The 19,900-nt window shown below is 51.8% G+C and carries 18 protein-coding genes; all 18 read right to left on the reverse strand.

The features are described from left to right. Window positions 1-59: 59 nt before the first annotated feature. On the reverse strand, window positions 60-1,739 hold the full coding sequence (locus R50912_RS18940; RefSeq protein WP_039294807.1) for a ribonuclease J: 1,680 nt from the start codon (window positions 1,737-1,739) through the stop codon (window positions 60-62). A gap of 574 nt (window positions 1,740-2,313) precedes the next feature. Beyond that, window positions 2,314-3,189 (reverse strand): 4-hydroxy-tetrahydrodipicolinate synthase, encoded by an 876-nt coding sequence (gene dapA, locus R50912_RS18945; RefSeq protein WP_042237088.1) that lies wholly within the window; start codon window positions 3,187-3,189, stop codon window positions 2,314-2,316. Between the two features lie 16 nt (window positions 3,190-3,205). Then, window positions 3,206-4,426 (reverse strand): aspartate kinase, encoded by a 1,221-nt coding sequence (gene dapG, locus R50912_RS18950; protein ID WP_039294812.1) that lies wholly within the window; start codon window positions 4,424-4,426, stop codon window positions 3,206-3,208. Between the two features lie 140 nt (window positions 4,427-4,566). Next, window positions 4,567-5,466, reverse strand: coding sequence for a dipicolinate synthase subunit DpsA (gene dpsA / locus R50912_RS18955; RefSeq protein WP_042237090.1), 900 nt, complete (start codon window positions 5,464-5,466; stop codon window positions 4,567-4,569). A 134-nt stretch (window positions 5,467-5,600) separates the two neighbouring features. Next, a complete protein-coding gene (locus tag R50912_RS18960) occupies window positions 5,601-6,197 on the reverse strand; it encodes a dipicolinate synthase subunit B (RefSeq protein ID WP_039294817.1) in 597 nt (198 codons plus the stop codon). Continuing rightward, entirely contained in the window at window positions 6,198-7,094 is an 897-nt protein-coding gene (dpsA, locus tag R50912_RS18965; protein WP_042237091.1) for a dipicolinate synthase subunit DpsA, read from the reverse strand. It lies immediately after the preceding gene. 431 nt (window positions 7,095-7,525) lie between these two features. Beyond that, entirely contained in the window at window positions 7,526-7,972 is a 447-nt protein-coding gene (gene dut, locus R50912_RS18970; RefSeq protein ID WP_197072942.1) for a dUTP diphosphatase, read from the reverse strand. Next, window positions 7,950-9,215 carry a M16 family metallopeptidase gene (locus R50912_RS18975; protein WP_042138111.1) on the reverse strand — a complete coding sequence of 422 codons (1,266 nt, stop codon included), beginning with the start codon at window positions 9,213-9,215 and terminating at the stop codon, window positions 7,950-7,952. Before R50912_RS18975 ends, dut begins: the two co-directional genes overlap by 23 nt. Before the next feature lie 79 nt (window positions 9,216-9,294). Beyond that, window positions 9,295-10,281 (reverse strand): polysaccharide deacetylase family protein, encoded by a 987-nt coding sequence (locus R50912_RS18980; RefSeq protein WP_042237096.1) that lies wholly within the window; start codon window positions 10,279-10,281, stop codon window positions 9,295-9,297. Between the two features lie 255 nt (window positions 10,282-10,536). After that, window positions 10,537-12,639, reverse strand: a complete 2,103-nt coding sequence (gene pnp, locus R50912_RS18985) for a polyribonucleotide nucleotidyltransferase (RefSeq protein ID WP_042237097.1) — start codon at window positions 12,637-12,639, stop codon at window positions 10,537-10,539. A 222-nt stretch (window positions 12,640-12,861) separates the two neighbouring features. Beyond that, the gene (rpsO, locus tag R50912_RS18990; protein ID WP_019910460.1) at window positions 12,862-13,131 is read right to left on the reverse strand and encodes a 30S ribosomal protein S15; all 270 of its coding nucleotides are present in this window, start codon (window positions 13,129-13,131) and stop codon (window positions 12,862-12,864) included. A 150-nt stretch (window positions 13,132-13,281) separates the two neighbouring features. Continuing rightward, entirely contained in the window at window positions 13,282-14,229 is a 948-nt protein-coding gene (locus R50912_RS18995) for a bifunctional riboflavin kinase/FAD synthetase (protein WP_042237101.1), read from the reverse strand. 36 nt (window positions 14,230-14,265) lie between these two features. After that, window positions 14,266-15,180 carry a tRNA pseudouridine(55) synthase TruB gene (gene truB, locus R50912_RS19000; RefSeq protein ID WP_042237103.1) on the reverse strand — a complete coding sequence of 305 codons (915 nt, stop codon included), beginning with the start codon at window positions 15,178-15,180 and terminating at the stop codon, window positions 14,266-14,268. Next, window positions 15,177-16,157: a DHH family phosphoesterase gene (locus R50912_RS19005; protein WP_042237105.1), complete on the reverse strand. Its 981-nt coding sequence runs from the start codon at window positions 16,155-16,157 to the stop codon at window positions 15,177-15,179. Before R50912_RS19005 ends, truB begins: the two co-directional genes overlap by 4 nt. Window positions 16,158-16,184: 27 nt before the next feature. After that, complete coding sequence (gene rbfA / locus R50912_RS19010) at window positions 16,185-16,532, reverse strand: 30S ribosome-binding factor RbfA (protein ID WP_042214811.1); 348 nt, start codon at window positions 16,530-16,532, stop codon at window positions 16,185-16,187. A gap of 18 nt (window positions 16,533-16,550) precedes the next feature. Further along, window positions 16,551-19,253, reverse strand: a complete 2,703-nt coding sequence (infB, locus tag R50912_RS19015) for a translation initiation factor IF-2 (RefSeq protein WP_042237107.1) — start codon at window positions 19,251-19,253, stop codon at window positions 16,551-16,553. Continuing rightward, a complete protein-coding gene (locus R50912_RS35640; protein ID WP_039295273.1) occupies window positions 19,246-19,569 on the reverse strand; it encodes a YlxQ family RNA-binding protein in 324 nt (107 codons plus the stop codon). Before R50912_RS35640 ends, infB begins: the two co-directional genes overlap by 8 nt. Next, window positions 19,562-19,870, reverse strand: coding sequence for an RNase P modulator RnpM (gene rnpM / locus R50912_RS19025; RefSeq protein WP_036692616.1), 309 nt, complete (start codon window positions 19,868-19,870; stop codon window positions 19,562-19,564). Before rnpM ends, R50912_RS35640 begins: the two co-directional genes overlap by 8 nt. Window positions 19,871-19,900 lie beyond the last annotated feature (30 nt).

Below are 19,900 nucleotides of genomic sequence, written 5' to 3' on the forward strand. Positions count from 1 at the left end.
CAATATTTCCGGGGAGAAGGGGCTATTGCCCTGCATATATTCTTAAATAACGCTTTGAATTATACTTCCATGATGATCGGCAGGATCATCGGTCTGCGGCGTGTCTGCTCGTAAAGGAAACGGCCGAGCGAATCTTTGACACTGGTCTTCAGAGAAGCCCACTCATTGACCTTCTCGCTCATCAGGCGCTGCAGCGTACCGGATACAATCCGGTTAGCTTCGTCCAGGAGACCTTCAGACTCCCGCACGTAGACAAATCCGCGGGAAATGATGTCCGGTCCGGAGACAATAGCTCCATTCTGCTTGCTGAGTGTTACCACTACAACCAGAATTCCGTCCTGGGACAAGAGCTTACGGTCACGCAGTACGATATTGCCGACATCGCCGACACCAAGTCCGTCAATGAGCACGTTGCCTGCAGTAACCTTACCGGCTCTGCGTGCTGCACCTCCGGAAATTTCAATCACTTCGCCAAGCTCCGTGATGAAGATATTACTTGGTTCTACACCGACGGACTCTGCAAGAATTGCATGTCTGCGCTGCATCCGGAACTCACCGTGAATTGGAATGAAGAATTTCGGCTTCATCAGGTTGAGCATCAGCTTCAGCTCTTCCTGGCTGCCGTGACCGGATACGTGAACACCGGAGTTGGAGCCGCTGTAAATTACATTGGCGCCAAGACGGAACAGTTCATCAATGGTACGGCCTACATACTTCTCATTACCCGGTACCGGTGTAGCTGCAATAATAACGGTATCGCCCGGCATAATGTCAACCTTGCGGTGACTGGAGCGTGCCATACGCGTTAACGCGGACATAGGTTCGCCCTGGCTGCCTGTACAAAGCACAACTACACGGTTGCCGGCCATTCTGTTCATTTCTTCCGGTTCAATCAGCATACCGTCAGGAATGTACAGATAACCGAGCTCGGAAGCAATGGAAACTACGTTAACCATACTGCGTCCGATGACAGTAATCTTGCGGCCTGTCGATTCTGCTGCATTCACCACCTGCTGGATACGGTGCACGTTGGAAGCAAAGGTTGCTACAACTACACGCTGTTCAGCTTTACGGAAAATATCTTCCAGAACAATACCGACATTCTTCTCCGAAGGTGTAAAGCCCGGCTTCTCGGCATTGGTACTGTCCGACAGCAGTGCAAGCACACCCTTCGATCCGATTTCGGCCATCCGGTGCAGATTCGCAAATTGACCGTTAACTGGCGTGTGGTCGAATTTGAAGTCACCTGTGTGGACAACGTTGCCTTCCGGAGTCTCGATGCATACACCCACGGAATCAGGAATACTGTGGTTAGTTCTGAAGAATGTTACCTTAAGCGAGGTGCCCAGTTCAATTTCCGAATCTTCGTTGATCAGAATCCGTTTGGTTTCACCCAACAGGTTCGCTTCCTTGAGCTTGTTATCCACAAGGCCAAGTGTAAGTCTTGTTCCATAGACTGGAACATTCAGGTTCTTGAGCACATAAGACAATCCGCCAATGTGATCCTCATGTCCGTGGGTAAGCACAATCCCTCTTACTTTGTCACGGTTCTCAGTCAGGTACGAGATGTCAGGTATTACAATATCAATACCGAGCATATCTTCTTCCGGGAATTTCAGGCCGGCATCCACGACTACAATGTCATTGCCGTACTGAATAACGTACATGTTTTTTCCGATCTCGCCGACTCCGCCTAATGCGAATATCGACAATTTATCGTTGTTGTTTTTTTTCGACAAATGAATCTAACCCTCCTATGATGTTGGACGTCATACTTTTATTTGTAAACAATGAGCTTCAATTATTTCAGCGGCGCTGTAGACTTTCTTCAAATTGCTGTTAACTTTCCTTATTCGACAATGAAATTCCGATAAGTCTGTATAATTGCGCAAGGCGAAACTCCCGAACCGGGCAGTAATATCGTCTTGAAGCGGGCAAACGCCGTCAAAATTTCACCACCGCGCCCCTCGCGCGAAAATCCGGCAGTTTTAGCACAGACTTATCCAAGGACCTATCCTGTCTCACAATGTAAAATCACATTGACGGAAGATTACCGCATATTTTATTTTAACCGCACCGAATCACTTAAGGACATTATACATGATTTTTTTGGCAAAAGACAAGTCATCCTGATCCCAGTCCTATTCTTTCCTTAACAAACAGCCATTATTTGAGGAAAAGACAAGCAAAAAAGTGGTTATGGCTTGCGTTTTTTTACATAGTCTTTATCCCGATCTGACAAACTAAAAAACCGGGCGCTCTCTAGAGCGGCCGGTTAAAGGTATAAATCTGCTTGAAATATAGCGGCAATGCCTATTTCAGTAAAGCTGCAATGAAAGCCGCTTCCTCTTCCGTCGGAGAAACCAGCGGCAGACGGACGGAACCTACGTCGATCCCGCGCAGACCCAGCGCATATTTCACCGCCGAAGGATTCGGCAGCGGCTGCGGGCATTCGAACAACCCTTTGAACACAGGAAACAGCGTCCGGTGGAGCTCACCGGCACGCTGGACGTTCCCGGAAGTGAAAGCTTCGATCATCTCCAGCATCTGCGCCCCGACAATGTGGCTGGCTACGCTGATAATGCCATGGCCACCCACAGCAAGCGTGGCCAGACCCGCAGAATCATCCCCCGAGTAGACATGGAAATCATCCGGGCAGGCCGAGGCAATCAGGGTGATCTGATCCACCGAGACGCATTCCTTCGTAGCGACAATGTTCGGAAGTGCGGCCAGACGCAATGTCGTTGCGACGCTAAGGCTCACCGTAGTGCGGCTTGGTACATTGTATAAAATGCAAGGCAGCGAAGTCTCAGCGGCAATGGACGAGAAATGCCGGTAGAGCCCTTCCTGATTAGGTTTGTTGTAATAAGGGACGACCAGAAGCACACCGTCCACGCCGAGTTTCTCGGCTTCCTTCGTGAGCTCGATGGAATGTCTAGTGCTGTTGCTGCCGGTTCCGGCGATGATTTTGCAGCGTCCGCCTGCCTGCTTTTTGACAAAAGAAAAGAGCTTCAGCTTCTCATCATCGGTTAAGGTAGGCGATTCACCCGTTGTTCCGCAGACTACCAGCGCAGCGGATTTCTGTTCTTCTATCAAGTAATCGACAAGCCTTGAAGTTGCTTCCCAGTTGATTTCTCCGTCCCCGTCAAACGGGGTTACCATTGCGGTTATTAGTCTTCCGAAATCCACTTTGAATTCCTCCTTGTCAGCGGTGCAATTCAAACTTGGCATGCAGGGCGCGAACCGACTGCACCATATCTTCCTTCTTCACCAGAACCCAAATGGTTGTATTGGAGTCTGCGGATTGCAGAATCTGAATATTTTGCGAGCTGAGCGCTTCAACAATACGGGCCATGATTCCCGGCACCCCGTTGATGCCTCCGCCGATAACGGATACCTTCGCACAGCCAGACAAGCTCCTAGGTCGCAGCCCCAGCTCCTGTAGCACAGAGATTGCCTTCTCCGATTTGTCATCGAATACAGTGTACAGAGCCTCGGATGGAGTCACATTGATGAAGTCTACGCTGATTCCATTATCCGCCATGCTTTTGAAAATCTGCAGCTGTACACCGGTTCCGTTGCCGTCCGGACATTCTACGGAGATCTGTGTAATGTTGCTGACGTACGCAACGCCCGTGACAAAACGGTCAACGACTCCGTGCGAAACATCGCTAAAGCCTTCAGGATGGGTAACAAGCGTCCCTTCCGCTTCGGAGAACGTTGACCGTACACGTACCGGAATCTGAGCCTGCATGGCGATTTCCACAGCCCGGGGATGAATTACCTTGGCTCCCTGATAGGCCATATTGCAGATTTCCGTATAACTGACATAAGTAAGCTGCTTGGCATCTTCGACAATCCGCGGATCAGCGGTCAGAATGCCGTCGACATCGGTATATATATCGACCATGTCCGCACGCAGTGCGGCTCCGAGCGCTGTAGCCGAAGTATCGCTTCCTCCGCGGCCAAGGGTTGTGAAGTCGCCAGCCTCAGTTTGGCCCTGGAACCCTGTTACTATTACTACTTTATGCTCACGCAGTTCGCGTAGAATGCGTTCTGTCCGCACATCCAGAATTCTTGCATTGCCGTAGCTGCTGTCTGTTACAAATCCCGCCTGCGCCCCCGTAAGCACGGTAGAACGGATCCCTTCCTGCTCCAGCAGTCCGCACAGATTGGCCGCCGAGATAATCTCCCCGCAGCACATCAGCAGATCACGCTCGCGGTCGGGCAGCGAGTTCCCGCTTTGAGCCGCCAGATCCAGCAGTGTATCTGTAGCATAAGGCTCACCTTTGCGGCCCATTGCCGAGACTACAACCACCAGGCTGAACCCGCTGGCCAGCTCCCGTTTGACATGACGGATTACATGTTCTCTGGCCACCGGTGTGGAGAGCGAGGTTCCGCCGAATTTTTGCACCAAAATACCCATTTATAATTCCTCCAATTACTTCTCTAAGCAAGCGCTGATAAATACGCAGAATAGCTGTTACTTTCATAGAAAACAGCTCTTGCTGCGCTGGGTGCATACCTTGAAATACTGAATCATGTGTTAATCAAATCTCTGACAGTTCATTCTTCCCCCGGCGTGTGCGAAACCTCGTCCGAAATCGACTGCAGCAATGCACCAGCCATAATCCTCCCTGCGCTTGCCGGGGCGACAATCCCGGGAAGGCCCGGGGCGAGAATCGCCTTGATCCCCCGCTTCTCCGCGTAACGGAAATCACAGCCGCCCGGAGCCGAAGCCAGATCGATAATTACACACTGCCGGGGCACACGCGAAAGAACCTCTGCCGTAAGCAACATGCCGGGAACGGTATTGAAGATAAGGTCAACATCATCCACATGAAGCTGCAGGGCTCCGGTCATAAAAGGCTTCCACCCCATTTCTTCCGCACGGGCGTAATGCTCCTGCTTCCTGACCCCCACAGACACCCTGGCTCCAAGGCCTTGCAGGGTCCAGGCCATCGTGAAGCCGGTTCTTCCCATGCCCAGCACCATTGAATTGGAGCCATGTATGGTGAAATCGGTGTTCTGAATGGCTATAACCAGCGCGCCTTCCGCTGTAGGAATGGAATTGTATATCGCCACATCATCCCTGTCCAGCAGCTCCACGAGCTTCAGTGAATGCCTGGTACACAAGGCACGCAAATAATCTTTGGCTATACCAGTATATACTATACAATCTGCCCGCAGCGCCGCGATATGTTCGTCCAGCAGTTGCAGCGGACCGGAGGAATACATCGCGTTAAGCTTCCCTTCCTCATCGCATCCTGCCACGGGCAGCACTAGCACATCAGCTGTGCCAAGCAGTTCTGCGGACATCAGTTCCAGAGACACCCCCGGAACCGGAGTCTTCCACTGGTCGAACCCCGCGGCACTTACTGCCGCATTCATCTCTACGCATCTGCGGATCACTTCGAGTTGTCTTGCGTCCCCGCCCAGGAATACGATCCTGATGCCAGTAAGCATAAGGAAAATGCCCCTTTCCTCCACCCTGAAAAATGCTCCAACCTTACCCTGCTGAATAAATTGTTGAACCGCCCTCAGAATGAGGACGGCAGTTAGGTTACATATGTGCTTGGCTGCTGTGAAGAGCCGTAATGCTATGCTGAATGAAACCGTTCGATAATCATAGGCTGCAGCTGGCTGCCTTGCAGGGCTGCATAACAAGCCTCAGGAATAAGGTCCATCCGGGCCACAAGTGAGTTAGGCTTAGCAACCGGATTATCCTGGCCGAATGGCACAAAATAAATATTTTTAGTTACCAGCAGCTTAGCAATATTCGCCGCATTCAGGCCCAGGCCATCGTTGGTGGAGATCGCCAGCACCAGCGGACGCCCATTGCGCATCTGCGATTTGGCAGCCATCAGCACCGGACTATCCGTCATGGCATTCGCCAGTTTGCTTGTTGTGTTCCCTGTGCAGGGAGCAATCGTAAGTACATCCAGCAGCTTCGAAGGACCCAGCGGTTCCGCTTCAACAATTGTAGAAATGATATCATTCCCCGTTATATCTTTCAACTGTTTTAACCAATTTTCCGATGTGCCAAAGCGCGTATCCGTGTTCAGCACAGATGCCGATACAATCGGCACCACGTTGGCGCCGCCATCCATAAACCGCTGAATCTGCGGCATTACCTCAGCAAAGGTGCAGTGAGAGCCGGTAATTGCATAACCAACTGTTTTACCATGCCAATCCATTTATTCGTCCCCCCTGATTGAAGTCTCGCCTGATAACGACTGTACCAGCGCATTAGCCATAATGATTCCGGCGCTCTTGGGGGCCACAATACCGGGAAGTCCCGGTGCCAGCATCGCCTTGATCCCGCGCTTCTCGGCATAGCGGAAATCACACCCGCCCGGTGCGGAAGCCAGATCGATGATCACGCAGTGCAGCTGAAGACGCGATAGAACCTGTGCGTTAATAATCATGCTTGGAATGGTATTGAAGATCAGATCCGCTTCCGGTACGTGAAGCAGCAGATCTCCGGTCATAAACGGCTTCCAGCCCATTTCCTCTGCCCTTGCATAATGCTCCTGTTTCCTTACGCCTACTTTTACAGTTGCACCCATGCCTTGCAGTGCCCTGGCCATGGTGAATCCCGTCCTGCCCATTCCGAGTACCATTGAGGTAGAACCATGGATGGTGAAATCGGTATTCTGTATAGCCATAACCAGTGCACCCTCAGCAGTCGGGATAGAATTGTAAATGGCCACATCATCCCGGTTCAGCAGCTCCACCAGCTTGAGTGAATGTCTGACACACAGGCCGCGCAAATAGCTTTTGGCCATGCCGGTATACACGATAGCCCGGGACGGCAGCGCAGCTATATGCTCTTCCAGCAGTTGCAGGCGTTCTGAAGCAAATACCGCATTAATATAACCCTCATCATCGCAGCCGACAGCCGGCAGCACCAGCACATCTGCGCTGCTGAGTAATTCTGCCGACATTTGTTCCAGGTTTACCCCCGGGCTTGGGGCATCCCACTTGTCGAACCCGGCAGCGCTTACCGTCCCATCCATTTCCACACATTTCCGAATCACTTCAATTTGTCTCGCGTCCCCGCCCAGGAACACGATCCTGATGCCAGTAAGCATAGGGATGACGCTCCTTTCAACATACACATTCGACTATAGAGCATCTTATGCCGTGTGGTGCGGATGGGTGAAGAGCGGAGATGAATTCCGGTGAAGCTGAGATAAATCACTGATAATAAGTGTTATTCATTCTACAATCAGCTATAAAAGTAAATTCACCCGCCCCGATCCCAGCCGTGATCCGGCCAATGCAGTTATGCCTGATATCGAAGTCTATACAACGGCTCAGGATATTATCGACCGCCGGGATGCCCAGATGGAGAAGCTCTATGAGGTAGTCGGGCATAAACAGGCTAAGGGCACAGCCAAATAGAAGGCTAACGTATTTACGCATATGCCAAACATAAAAAAGCTTGCGGTTACGCACCATGAAGGTGCGGTTTCCGCAAGCTTTAGTCTAATTTCTATAAGATCCTATACGAATTTGCTGCTTATTTACCCGTATGTCCAAAGCCTCCGACGCCGCGCTCCGTTTCAGAGAGCTCACCGACTTCCACCAGCGTTACAGATGGCACAGCCTGGAACACCATTTGGGCAATCCGCTCATTGCGGGCAATCGCAAACGGCTCCTGACCCAGGTTGATCAGCAGCACCTTAATCTCACCACGGTAATCCGCATCGATGGTACCCGGGGTATTCAGGCAGGTGATACCGTGCTTAAGGGCCAGGCCGCTGCGCGGACGGATCTGCGCCTCCAGCCCGTCCGGCATGGCGAGTGAGATTCCTGTGGGGATTAATGTGCGCTCGCCCGGAGCAAGCACCACAGCCTCTGCTACAGCGGCATACAGGTCATACCCAGAGGCCTGTTCGGACATTTTGCAGGGCAGCAGCACATCCTCATTCCCGGGAAGCTTGTTAATTTGAACGTAATAAGACAAGATCATCTCTCCTAACATTGGCTATCGCTTTATCTGTTGAGCCTACCATAGCCAGAGACAACGGCTGTGCGAACATAAAATCCAGCAGCGCATTGATATCCTCCATGGTCACGGCCCCTATTTTGGCAATCATCTCATCGAGGGTATCCTGCCTGCCGAGCATCAGCTCATTTTTGCCCATCCGGTTCATCCGGCTGCTGGTGCTTTCCAGACTCAGGATCAGACTGCCTTTCAGCTGCTCCTTGCCTTTGCGGAGTTCATCCTCACTCAGGCCGTTCACAGCAAGATCGTGCAGCATTTCTTTGATCAGCTCGGTAACCTCTTTGGTCTGCTTCGGCGCTGTGCCGGCATATACGGTGAACAAGCCACTGTCGGCCTGGGCACTATGATACGAAAATACTGAGTACGCCAGACCGCGCTTCTCACGGATTTCCTGGAACAGCCGCGAGCTCATTCCGCCGCCAAAGGCATTGTTCAGCAGAGCCATAGGATACTGCAGCGGGCCGCCGCTCTTCACACCGGGCAAGGAAATGCAGATGTGATTCTGCTCTGTTTTCTTCTTGTGGAAGACCAGCTCCCCCTGATAATCCGGTTCAGTCAGCGAAGGCGATTCACCGTGGTTCGCGAACGAGCCAAAATGCTGCTCCAGCAGTTCAATCAGCCCGTCATTAATATTTCCGGCTACGCTGATTACCGTATTCTCGATCGTATACTGCTCTTTCATGTATGCACGCAGGTCATCCGGCGTCATTTCCAGCAGACGTTCCTTGAGTCCGAGTATCGTGTAAGCCAGCGGGTGTTCGCCGTATGCAGCTGCACACATCAGCTCATGGACCAGATCATCCGGCGTATCCTCGCACATGGAGATTTCCTCCAGAATGACATTCTTCTCTTTAGCCAGCTCCTCGGCATCCATCCGTGAACGGAAAAACATATCCGCCAGCACATCCACAGCAATCGGCAGATGCTCATCCAGCACTTTGGCATAATAGCATGTATATTCCTTCGAGGTAAACGCGTTGACATTACCGCCAATCGCATCAAACTGTTCGGCGATCTCCTTCGCGCTGTACCGGTCAGTTCCCTTGAAGAGCATATGCTCGATGAAATGAGAAATCCCGTTGTTCAGCGGGTTCTCATTGCGTGAGCCCGTCTTGACCCAGATTCCGAAGGATACGGATCTTCCGGTAGGGATCTTCTCGGTAACCACCCGAAGTCCGTTCGATAATAATATTTTGTCCAATGTAAAATCCTCCTGGCACAGCCCCTGTATCTGTCTGTATTTATTATTCGCGCCTCTTATCCTATCAGAAATAGTCTGTTCACTCAACTTCCGGAGGTGTAATACGCTCTGTTGAGAGTGTCTGACTGACGGTTCCCAGCTGCAAGCCCTTGGCTCTAATCCCACGGATCATTCCCCTCAGCGCCTGGGAAGAGGAGTCTGTAGGATGCATCAGTACCAGGGTTCCGGGCTCCGCTTTGCTGCTGATCTTGGCAATAACCGAATCCGGAGAAGGATGGCGCCAATCGACTGTATCCAGCGTCCATAATACCGTTTTTAGTCCCAGTGAGGCTGCAATCTCCACCGTCTGCTGATTAAAATCTCCTGAAGGCGGAGCAAACCATTGGTTGGTTACCCCCAGGGTATTCTTCAGCAGCTTCTGTGTCTTCTCAATCTCGGCCGTTGCACGCGCGCGGCTGAGTGTACTCATGTTGGGATGTGTGTAGGCATGGTTCTCTACTTCATGTCCCCGCTTCAGCATTTCGGCGGCAAGCTCCTTGTTATGACTAAGCCAGCTTCCATCCAGAAAAAAGGTCACCTTGACCTTCTCCTCGTCCAGAATATCCAGCATCGGCACAATATACTCGTTCCCCCACGCCACATTAATCATCAGCGACACCATCGGCTTGGCCGGATTGCCCCGGTAGATCGGCTGCGCCCCCAGATCACTCAGCGATACCTTCGGCTCTGTCTGGCGGTACACCAGTTTGAGGCTGTCCGCCGGGCCCCGCAAAAGCGCGTTCCGGTAGGTTGCCTCCACATCCACTTCAAGTCCATTGTACCCCGGTATGGCTTTCCATACCCGGTCAACGACAGCATCGACAGGCTGCGCATTCAGCTCCGCTGCCTTGCCGGCAATCTGGGCGCGCAATTCATCGTTGGTTTGCTTTGGCGCATAGCTCATCACGGCCGTATCGGCCTGCGGCTTAAGCCCGGCGATCATCTCTTTGACCGGCCCATTCGTGCTGCCAATCCCGATTACTACTGCAATGCAGGCCAGCACAAGCGCTGCTTTGTCCGTCTTCATGACGTCTTTCCTCCCCGGCAGAAACGGTCTGATCCATCCCGGCACAAGGGTAGAAGTGCAGGGACGCTTTGTCCCAGCCTATGTATGAAAAGGGCCGAATATGCATAACGCAAAGAGTGCAGCCCACTGCCATATACTATCCGCACCTGAGTACTGTCGGTTCATTGCTAGAAAAAAAGAGCCAGAACGGTACTGCTTCTGTCTCTTCTTCATTCATTTAATTAGATTTCCGGAAAACCGCAGGCGAGGTTATCCTTACGCCTTCGCTCCGCTTTCCGAAGTCAGCACAGCTTTGCGCGACAGATTGACGCGGCCCTGCTGGTCGATTTCGGTTACCTTTACGGTAATGGTATCGCCGATGGCAACAACATCTTCCACTTTAGCTACACGTTCTGTAGACAGCTGGGAAATATGCACGAGGCCGTCTTTACCAGGAATCAGTTCAACGAATGCGCCGAACTTCTCAATACGTCTAACAGTACCGACATAGATCTCGCCGACCTGTACTTCACGCACAATGCCTTCGATAATGCCGCGGGCCTTCTGAATCATCTCTTCGTTGGAGGACCCAATGAAGACACGGCCATCTTGTTCGATGTCGATCTTTACGCCGGTTTCTTCAATGATTTTGTTAATGATCTTACCGCCAGCACCGATAACATCGCGGATTTTGTCCGGATTGATGTTGATGATAATGATTTTTGGAGCATATTTGGACAGGCTTGTTCTTGGCGCAGAGATTGCTTCATTCATTTTACCTAAGATGAACATACGTCCTTCTTTGGCCTGCTGGAGCGCATCCTGCAGAATTTTACGGTCGATGCCGTCGATTTTGATATCCATCTGAATCGCCGTTACGCCTTCTGCTGTTCCCGCTACCTTAAAGTCCATATCGCCGAGGTGATCTTCCATACCCTGAATATCTGTCAGGATGGAGACATGTTCTCCGTCTTTGATCAGACCCATTGCGACACCGGCTACCGGCGCCTTGATGGGCACCCCTGCATCCATCATCGCCAGGATACTGGCACAGATACTCGCCTGGGAAGTCGAACCATTGGATTCAATGGCTTCCGATACGAGACGGATGGTGTACGGGAATTCAGTTTCACTCGGAATCACTTTGGACAATGCGCGTTCACCCAGTGCACCGTGGCCGATTTCGCGGCGTCCCGGTGCTCTCAGCGGCCGGGCTTCCCCTACGCTGAACGGAGGGAAGTTGTAATGATGCATAAAGCGTTTGGTTTCAGCCGGATCGATTCCGTCAAGAATCTGTACATCCCCCAGCGCACCCAGTGTACAAACGCTAAGGATCTGTGTTTGTCCGCGTGTGAACAGACCAGAACCGTGTGTACGCGGCAGCAGCGCTGTATCGCATTCAATCGGACGAATCTCATCCAGCTTACGGCCATCTGGACGTACCTTATCATGCGTGATCAGACGTCTTACTTCGTCCTTCACGATATCATGCAGCACTTCCTTAACATCTTTAAGAAGCTCTGGTGACTCTATGTATTTCTCTGCGAAATACTCCACCGTTTCATTATTAACCAGATCGATAGCATCCTGACGGGCATGCTTCTCGGCAATCTTCACGGCGTCAACCAGACGGCTCTCCGCATAGGCACGAACCTGTGCGTTCACATCAGCGTTAACCGCATGCAGCTTCACAGCCATCTTTTCTTTGCCGGCAACGGCTACGAGCTGCTCGATTACAGCTACGATCTTGCGGACTTCATCATGTCCGAACATGATCGCTTCAAGCATTACATCTTCAGTGACTTCATTGGCTTCAGCTTCCACCATCATGATAGCGTCCTTAGTACCGGCTACAACGACATAGATATCGCTGATTGCCTGCTGGGCTACATCAGGGTTGATGATGAATTCACCATTAATACGGCCTACAGCTACGCCCCCGATTGGACCGTTGAAAGGCACATCGGAAATACTCAGAGCAGCAGAAGTACCGATCATAGCTGCAATATCAGGCGCACAGTCCTGATCCACGCTCATAACCAGGTTCAATACTTGTACGTCATTGCGGAATCCTTCCGGGAACAATGGTCGAATCGGACGGTCGGTCAGACGGCTCGACAGGATCGCCTTTTCACTTGGACGTCCTTCACGCTTGATGAATCCGCCCGGGATTTTACCCACCGCGTACAATCTTTCTTCATAGTTCACCGTAAGCGGGAAGAAATCCAGATCTTTAGGCTCACTGGATGCTGTAACCGTACACAATACTGAAGTATCTCCGTAACGCACCATAACGGCTGCGTTCGCTTGTTTGGCCAGACGGCCTGTTTCCAGCACAAGGCGTCTTCCGCCCAGCTGCATTTCCACACGTTGTTCCATAAAACCCCTCCTTGAATGATAGTAATTTGTTCTGTATGTTCTACAAGCAAAAACGGCTTGTCCTCCATGAGGTGATCTAGCCGTTTTTGCGAATAATATCCACTTATCTACTGTAAAAGTTTACCCTAAATTTTCAAAAAGCAACCCGGCTGTCCCGCTGTCGCTCGTAAGAAGGACATACGGTATACAACCAGGCTGCTTTAGGGCTCTACTTATGGAAAATTAACGACGCAATCCCAGTTTTTCGATCAGGGCGCTGTAACGTCTGATGTCTTTGTTCTTCAAATACGCCAGCAGTTTACGACGTTGTCCAACCATCTTCAGCAGTCCGCGACGGGAATGATGATCCTTCTTGTGCGTGCGCAAGTGGTCAGTCAAATTAACGATGTTCTCCGTAAGGATAGCAACTTGCACCTCAGGGGATCCAGTATCGGATTCGTGAGTTTTGTGCTCGTCGATCAATTGGTGTTTACGTTCTTGAGTCAATGCCATCCTGTTCACCTCCTTCATTATAATCGCCAGTAGCCTCGTCACCGTCGGTGAGAACAAGCAACCAAGCTAAGGTTATGCTGCTGTCATTCCAGCAACGTTAATCAGTATAGCACCTACAAAGACAAAAGTAAACGGCATGTCCGGGAAAGATTAGGAATGATATCCCAGAAGCCCTTTGGCTGTCTCGGCATCTGCGCCGATCTGGGCGATTAAGGCCTGGATGGACTCAAACTTGCGTTCAGAACGGATAAAGGATACCAGTTCTACCTTAAGCTCCTGCCCGTAAATATCTCCCGCGAAATCAAACAGATGCACTTCAAAGCTTGGAGCAATCATCCCGTCATGAAACGTAGGCTTCACGCCGACATTCATCACACCGTACAATACTTCTTCCTTGTAAAATACCTTGACGGCGTACACGCCTCTGGCCGGAATGACATAGCGGTCATCAAGCTGCAGGTTTGCTGTTGGAAACCCGATGGTCCTGCCCCGCTTCTCTCCATGACCCACAATTCCTCGCAGGTGATAACAACGTCCAAACCAGGCATTGGCTTTATCCAGTTCCCCGTTCAGCAGGCTCTTGCGGATGCCGGAGCTGCTGACCTTCTCTCCTTCGAGAAGAAACGGGGAGACCGTTTCTACATTCATAACACCCTGCCCCAGCTCCCGAAGTGTGTCTGTATCGCCTTCGCCCTTGTAGCCGAAGCGGAAGTCGAAACCGACTACGGCGGTAACAATCTGCAGCGGCAGCAGCATTACAGAGACAAAGTCCACCGGGCTAACCCGGGAGAGTTCTTCATTAAATGCAATAATATATAAAATATCAACGCCCATCCCGGCAAGCAGCTCCTGCTTGTCCCGGGATGGTGTCAAATATCCTTCATAGTCACCTTTACCCATAACATCCTTAGGATGGGGATAAAAGGTCATGACAGCTGCAGGTACACCTGCCTGGCGGGCAAGAGCTACAGCAGATGTTATGACGCTGGCATGTCCGCGGTGCAGTCCGTCGAACTGCCCCAGGGCAACTACTTGAGGCTGCGCCCACTCTGCTGCCGTCTCCGGCAACATAGGATAGCTTAAGGTTACGGTTCTCACGCTGTTTCTCACCTACATTCACAAATAAATTAAAGTCTAAGCCTGTGCAAACACTTTAACAGGAGCAATCGCACCGGTGGCTTCTAAAGCATAGATGCCTAGAAACTCCCCTTGCAGATCATAGAGCCGGAAATCTCCGCTGCTCTTTACTTCAGGTGCCACAACGCGTAGCGACAGACGTTGCCCTTGTAGGGCGGCCTTCTTCTTCTCCTCGGCTACCGTATGTTTGGGCAAATGCGAAATCGCCTCATCGGCGGCAATTAAATGTTCTTCCAGCGTACCTGCTTCCTTATATTCAGCAATTTGCTCCAGGGTCAGACAATGACTGGCAGATATCCCTGCCGACATGGTCCGCTCCAGCTTCACCATCACACCCGGTACTCCAAGCGCACGCCCGATATCCACGCATAGGGTACGGATGTACGTTCCTTTGGAGCATAATGCCCGGAACGTGATATCGGGATAATTGCCGCTCCAGACCATACCCTGCATTTCAATCTCATAAATTTCCACTTCACGGCTCTTACGTTCCACCGTCTTGCCTTCTCTGGCCAGCTCGTACAGACGCTTACCATCCACCTTCACTGCTGAATACATCGGGGGAACCTGTGAAATCACACCTTTGAAGGAATTCAGAACAGCCAGCACTTCAGCTTCCGTAACTTGAACCTCTTCAACTGATTCCGTAATCGTCCCTGTTAAATCCTCTGTATCACTGGCAAATCCCAGCCGCAGCGTAGCAACATACTCCTTGGGAAGCTCCTGGATGTACTCAACCACCCGCGTGGCCCGTCCCAGACATAACGGCAGCACTCCGGTCACCTGGGGATCAAGTGTACCGGTATGTCCTATCCGCTTCATGCCGAGAATCCGCCGCGCCTTGGCCACAACATCATGTGAAGTGAACCCTGCCGGCTTATATACGGCCAGAACACCTGTAAGTTCACTCATAAATGAAGTTTAACCTCCTCAAGCACCTTCGCTACCGCCTCTTCAAGACTTCCGTTAATGCGGGCTCCCGCTGCCCGCGTGTGCCCGCCGCCGCCGAAGACCTGCGCCAGCGCCGCGACATCGACCTTACCTGCTGAGCGCAGGCTGGCCTTCACCGCATGCTCATCGATTACCTTGAACAGAATGCCTACTTCAACCCCGCGGATATTACGCGGATAATTGACAATCCCTTCAAGATCCTCGTTGGCCGCATCACAGTCCAGCATATCCTGAGGTGTAACGTACACCCAGGCAATATCCCCTTCAGGACTGAGCTGCAGTGTACTGAGTGCCCGGTTCAGCACTTTGACCTGCGGAAGAGTCATCTCTTCAAGCAGTGTCTCTGCCAGTTCAGGTCCATTCACGCCTAATGCCAGCAGTTCGGATACAGCTGCCATCACTTTAGGCGAAGTGTTGTTATAGCGGAAACCGCCGGTATCTGTTAAGAGACCGGTATAAATGGCCGTGGCAATATCGATATCCCATTCCACCTCAAACGTCTTCAGCAGGTCGAACAGAATCTCTGCTGTAGCTGCCGCATCCGGCTTGATGAGCGTTACGGCACCGTACCCATTATTGGTGGGATGATGGTCTATGTTTACGATAAGTGCATCACTGGTGAAATGACGCTGGGTAAGTCCTACACGCTGAAAATCCGCACAGTCGACACAAATGACGTTGCTGTACTGGCGCGGCAGTTGGCCTGCAGCAGACAGATTGACAATTTGATCGGCATGCCATAAATATTCCATACGCTGCGGAATCTGGCCCTCGTTCAGCATACAATATTTTTTGCCCAGACATGAGAGAAGCCAGCCCACCGCGAGGGTGGAGCTGACTGCATCTCCGTCCGGCTGAACATGCGACACTACAAGATAATCGTCGTGTTCCAGCAGAAACTTACGGGTCTGCTGGAGACTTTGTTCATAGCTCTGCATTCGCCGTCTCCTTTATGTTCCGTAGCTCTATTCGGTTTTGCCGATTTCTCCGAGCAGCTTCTCAATATGACTTCCGTAAGCAACGGATTCGTCAATCTTGAAGATCAGCTCAGGAGTGTGGCGCAGGCGGATTGCTTTGCCAAGCTCCGAGCGGAGAAAGCCGTTAGCTTTCTCAATCGCCTTGAGCGAGTCTGACTTCTGCTCCTCGTCCCCGAATACGCTCAGGTATACCTTGGCCTGTGACAAATCATTTGTCACATCTACGCCAGTTACAGTTACGAACCCGACGCGCGGGTCCTTCAGTCCACTTTGGATGAGCTGGCTCAGTTCTTTCTTAATCTGTTCGCCAACCCGTCCGGTTCTGATTTTAGACATCTATATTCACCTCTTCGCTTAGCGCTCTACCGTTTCCATAATGAACGCTTCGATAATGTCGCCTTCAACGACATCATTATAGCGTTCCAAAGTTATGCCGCATTCATAACCCTGCGCCACTTCTTTGGCATCATCTTTGAAACGTTTCAAGGTGTCGATCTTGCCTGTGAAGACAACGATACCGCTGCGGATCAGGCGCATCTCAGCGTTGCGGGCAATTTTGCCGGAAGTAACCATACAACCTGCGATGGTACCCACTTTGCTGATTTTGAACACATTGCGCACTTCAGCATGGCCGATAACATTCTCTTTGTAGATGGGATCAAGCATCCCCTTCATGGCACTTTCAATTTCTTCGATTACATTGTAGATAATGTTATGCAGACGCACATCCACTTTCTCCTGCTCAGCTGCCGCTTTCGTCTGGGTATCCGGACGAACGTTGAAGCCGATAACAATAGCGTTGGATGCTGCTGCCAAGGTAATATCGGATTCCGTAATCGCTCCGGCACCGCTGTGAAGGATCTTCACGCGAACACCTTCAACTTCGATCTTGGCCAGGGAGCCTTTCAGCGCCTCTACCGAACCTTGTACGTCACCCTTGATAATCACGTTGAGATCTTTGATCTCTCCGTCCTTGATGTGCTTGAACAGATCATCCAATGTTACACGGGTGTTCGTGTTCAGCTCAGACTGGCGCTGCGTAGTCGAACGTCTGTCCGCAATCGCACGGGCCTTGCGCTCATCTTCGAAGGCCATAAACGGATCGCCCGCCTGCGGCACTTCAGTCAAACCGGTAATTTCCACTGGTGTGGAAGGTCCCGCTTCTTTGATCTTGCGTCCCTTGTCATTGACCATGGCACGTACGCGTCCGAAGCAGTTACCTGCTACAAAGGCGTCGCCGACTTTCAGCGTACCGTTCTGTACGAGAATACGGGCAACTGGTCCACGGTTTTTGTCAAGCTCAGCTTCTATAACAGTACCGCGTGCCCGTTTGTCCGGGTTCGCTTTGTACTCATTTACTTCAGCAACAAGCAGAATCATTTCCAGCAGCTCTTCCAGGTTGATGCGCTGTTTGGCCGACAGGTTAACGAAGATCGTATCGCCGCCCCACTCTTCCGGAACCAGCTCATAGCTTGTAAGCTCCTGCTTCACCTTGTCAGGGTCCGCACCTGGCTTGTCGATCTTGTTAACTGCAACAATGATCGGAAGTCCGGCTGCCTTGGCATGGTTGATCGCTTCTACCGTCTGCGGCATAACACCGTCATCGGCAGCGACGACGATAATCGTCATATCCGTAACCTGGGCACCACGGGCACGCATAGCAGTGAACGCTTCATGGCCCGGTGTATCAAGGAACGTAATTTTCTTGTGGTTGATTTCGACTTGGTACGCACCGATGTGCTGTGTAATTCCGCCTGCTTCTCCGCCAGTTACGTTCGTGGAACGGATGGCATCGAGCAAGGTTGTTTTACCATGGTCAACGTGACCCATGATCGTTACAACCGGAGGACGGGACTGCAGATCATCGTCGGAATCATTCTCTTCCACGGTTTCGAAGCTGTCTTCATCTACAGGGATCTTCACTTCTACTTCTACACCGAACTCGCCGGCCAGAAGCAGGATCGTGTCGATATCAAGCTCCTGATTGATCGTGGCCATAACGCCCATCGAGATCAGCTTCTTAATCACTTCCGAAGCATCCTTGTGAAGCAGCTTCGCCGTTTCACCAACCGTCATGCTGCCGCGGACAATAATCTTCTTCGGTGTGTTGTCAATCTTCTCACGGTGTACCATCGGCTGGTTTCTGCCGCGGTTGTTCTTGCCGCCACGGCCGCGGAAGTTGCCGCCTTTGCCGTCATCAAAACGTTTCTGGCCGCTGTTATTGTTCGGTCTGCCGCCAGTAGCATTCTTCTTAGGACCTCTGTCACCGCCGCGGGAGAAATCTCCGCCTGCGTTGCCTTGACCCTGCGGGCGGTCGCCCGTGCGTGGTGCAGTACCTTGACCTTGTGGACGGTCACCTGTACGGGGTGCGCCGCCTTGACCTTGCGGACGGCTACCAGTGGTGGAGCTGCCCTGCGGACGGCTGCCGCCGGTGGAGCTGCCTTGCGGACGGCTGCCGCCAGTGGAGCTGCCCTGCGGACGGCTGCCAGTGGTGGAGCTGCCTTGTGGACGGCTGCCAGTGGAGCTGCCTTGTGGACGGCTGCCAGTGGAGCTGCCTTGCGGGCGGCTGCCGCCAGTGGAGCTGCCTTGCGGACGGCTGCCAGTGGTGGAGCTGCCTTGTGGACGGCTGCCAGTGGAGCTGCCTTGCGGGCGTGAATTCTGCGTTGTACCTGTTGTTTGTGTTCTGCGGGAATCTTGTCCGCTTTGGGGCCTTGGGGACGTCGTCGATTGGTTGTTGTTTTGGTTACTGTTCATACCTACCTGCTTTTCCGGTTGATTTTTGTTGGCATTCTGAGCACTTTGGGGTTCGGCTGTTACCGCGCCGGTAGTTACCGGTCGGCTGCTGGTGCCGGTGTCCCGCTTGGCTGCAGCGTTTGACTTGATGTCCTTGAAGAACTGTTCTACTTTGTTCACGGAGCCATTCTCCATGACACTCATATGATTATTCACAGGGACATTCAAACGCTTCAGAATTGTAATGATTTCTTTACTGCTCATGTTCAGAGACTTCGCGTATTCATACACGCGCAGTTTATCCTTATTGTCTTCTTTAGTCAATAACTCCACCTCCGACAGTATCTCCAAGCGTTCTGGAGATCATTTCCGCGAATCCTTTATCCGTAACGGCCAGCACTACGCGCTGGTCTTTACCAATACTTGCACCGAGTTCATCCCGGTGAAATGCGATTACTAGTGGAATATCGTAGGTCCCGCACTTATCGCGGAACTTCTTTTGGGTATTATCTGAAGCGTCACCTGCCAGGACGACCAGCCTCGCCTCTGAAGACCGCACTGCCTTAAGCACAGCCTCGTCGCCGGTGACAATCTTGCCTGCTCTCATCGCAAGCCCTAAATAAGAAAGAGTCTTACTCATTGTCCTCACTATCCTTCGCTGCCAAAAATTGCTCCTCCACGGATGCAAAATCCCGGGCAAGCTGGGCATAGATTTCAGGACTCACTTGACATTTCAATGCTCGGTCAAGTGCTTTGGTCTTTTGTGCCAGCTTAAAGTATTCCAGTTTACCGCAGATATAAGCGCCACGGCCCGACTTCTTGCCCGTCAGGTCAATGAGCACTTCGCCCTCAGGCGTTCTCACCACGCGAATCAGCTCTTTTTTGGGCATCATCTCTTGGCTGGCAACGCATTTGCGCAGCGGTACCTTTCTTTGCTTCATAGTAGCGCCTCCCGTCAGTCAGCAGATTCA

This window comes from Paenibacillus sp. FSL R5-0912 (assembly GCF_000758605.1).
GTDB lineage: Bacteria > Bacillota > Bacilli > Paenibacillales > Paenibacillaceae > Paenibacillus_AQ.

Coding starts and splice junctions, on each gene's coding strand:
- dapG (WP_039294812.1), bottom strand. CDS start 4,426: ATGGGTATTTTGGTGCAAAAATTCGGCGGAACCTCGCTCTCCACACCG.
- dpsA (WP_042237090.1), bottom strand. CDS start 5,466: ATGCTTACTGGCATCAGGATCGTATTCCTGGGCGGGGACGCAAGACAA.
- R50912_RS18960 (WP_039294817.1), bottom strand. CDS start 6,197: ATGGATTGGCATGGTAAAACAGTTGGTTATGCAATTACCGGCTCTCAC.
- dpsA (WP_042237091.1), bottom strand. CDS start 7,094: ATGCTTACTGGCATCAGGATCGTGTTCCTGGGCGGGGACGCGAGACAA.
- R50912_RS18980 (WP_042237096.1), bottom strand. CDS start 10,281: ATGAAGACGGACAAAGCAGCGCTTGTGCTGGCCTGCATTGCAGTAGTA.
- pnp (WP_042237097.1), bottom strand. CDS start 12,639: ATGGAACAACGTGTGGAAATGCAGCTGGGCGGAAGACGCCTTGTGCTG.
- rpsO (WP_019910460.1), bottom strand. CDS start 13,131: ATGGCATTGACTCAAGAACGTAAACACCAATTGATCGACGAGCACAAA.
- truB (WP_042237103.1), bottom strand. CDS start 15,180: ATGAGTGAACTTACAGGTGTTCTGGCCGTATATAAGCCGGCAGGGTTC.
- R50912_RS19005 (WP_042237105.1), bottom strand. CDS start 16,157: ATGCAGAGCTATGAACAAAGTCTCCAGCAGACCCGTAAGTTTCTGCTG.
- rbfA (WP_042214811.1), bottom strand. CDS start 16,532: ATGTCTAAAATCAGAACCGGACGGGTTGGCGAACAGATTAAGAAAGAA.
- R50912_RS35640 (WP_039295273.1), bottom strand. CDS start 19,569: ATGAGTAAGACTCTTTCTTATTTAGGGCTTGCGATGAGAGCAGGCAAG.
- rnpM (WP_036692616.1), bottom strand. CDS start 19,870: ATGAAGCAAAGAAAGGTACCGCTGCGCAAATGCGTTGCCAGCCAAGAG.